The organism is Bradyrhizobium sp. Mp27, assembly GCF_029953005.1.
Taxonomy (GTDB): Bacteria; Pseudomonadota; Alphaproteobacteria; order Rhizobiales; family Xanthobacteraceae; genus Bradyrhizobium; species Bradyrhizobium barranii.
Window position 1 is genome coordinate 1 of the sequence record NZ_JASAUS010000471.1, and the last position, 1,627, is coordinate 1,627.

Below are 1,627 nucleotides of genomic sequence, written 5' to 3' on the forward strand. Positions count from 1 at the left end.
GGTCGTCAGGCGGTGAAAAGCCGAAGGCAATCCTGTGCGCCTCGTCAGAGCAGATGTGCGGCCACATCAATCGGACTAGAAAAACGCACTCTCACGAATAGGACGGGTTAGCGACCAGCGCCGGGGTGCATTCTGTGGCGCCGCCCGCAGCGGCGCAATCGCTGGAGTCGCGCCCCTCAGGTCCTGCAGGGAGCACCCTGGCAATTTGGAAAACTCCGACGCTTTCACCGTTCGAAGATAAGGTGCCTTGTCAATCAAGACTTTGGCTTTTCAGGATGAAGCTGCTTGTAAGAGTCACAGCTGGACCAATATCGATGCGCCGGCTTTGCGTGCTTCAAACGAAAGTTGATGTCGTGGAAAGTCATATTCTGCGCACAGTCGGTCTGGATCAAGCGCGTGGTTCGATAGCGGACGGCATGGATTGTCGCCGCAGCAATTGTTTCTTGGCGACGTCAGTTGAGCAAACCGCAGGCGGCCATTGCGAAACAGAATTGCAATTTGTGCCGACCGTCATGGATAGCGGGGTGCCGCCCCCCCGCTTTCGATGCCGGCACAATCGCAAGCCGGCACGCAGCCGCCTATCCGCTGCAGATTTGCCCCCGCCGCGACCGAACGCAAGCGCCGGCCGACGCATCCGCGCCTTCACAGAAGGCGTCAATCACCGCGGCCTGAAGGCCCAACTCACTGCATCCTTTGCGTCGTGATTGTCGACAAATGCTGCCCGTTGGGATTCCTGTAACGATTGGCGAGGCTTTGTAACAATGAAGCCATCTGGTCAGGATCTGATCGAACAGTAAATTCTCCATAGTTAGGGTCGAAAAGCGTGGTCGTTCCATTCGAGGCCGACGTCGCCACTGTGTGGGCGCCGCCTTCAGCGAAATACAAGCTGAGTAAATGGTTCGATCCGTCTTCGTTGATTTCGTTCACCATGGACTTGACGTTCGAAGACTTGCCGAATGCGAATCTCTTCTCTTCTCCAGCCGGTTCCAAGCCTGCTTCCTCCAAAATGGTATTTTGTGCCTGAAGGTCGGCCTGAGAAGATCCTGCTCCCCTGCTTCGTAACTGATCCTTAAGACCTTGATATTGCTGCTGCCGTTCAGCCGCTGAGGCGTGCGTTTGCGATCCGGGTGTAAGCGCACTCATTCGGGTTGATGGGCTGTTGCTAAGATTGCGGAACCACTCCGCAGTCAGCCCGACGCAGATGCCGTCCACATTCGCATCACGCAGGTCGGCCGTTCTGTATTCGAACAAGGAGGTGGCCGGACTCTCTGGAGAGGATGTACTGGGTTCGGAGGCGCTAGAGGTTTGAACGTTTGCATCCAAGGTATGTGGCTTGCTGCAGCAGGCCCCCATCTTGTCAGGCAACTCCCCCGATCGTGAGCTCCACTGGGGCGCGAGATCTGCAAGTGTTTCTGTAAAGCTGCCGCTATCCACCGACTGGCTCGGTTCGTCAGTTTGGCTAGTGCGTGTAGATGAGCCACCGATTCGATCATACATGACGATTCACCTCTCTGTGCTACAGAGCTGGCCCCGCAAATTCGGACAGTAGCTTGAGTGGATTTTCTGCCTGACAGCGGCGAGGATTCTTGCTGCGAATCAGGAGCGAAGATGACGAAGAAGAGCCGCC

At 56.4% G+C, this 1,627-nt stretch carries 1 protein-coding gene; it reads right to left on the bottom strand.

Annotated features, from left to right (window positions below):
- Positions 1-681: 681 nt before the first annotated feature.
- Entirely contained in the window at positions 682-1,497 is an 816-nt protein-coding gene (locus QJT78_RS51025) for a YopT-type cysteine protease domain-containing protein (RefSeq protein ID WP_028153672.1), read from the bottom strand.
- Positions 1,498-1,627: the final 130 nt, after the last annotated feature.

Excerpts from the sequence above, each read along its gene's own strand:
- QJT78_RS51025 (WP_028153672.1), bottom strand. The coding sequence starts at position 1,497 with ATGTATGATCGAATCGGTGGCTCATCTACACGCACTAGCCAAACTGAC.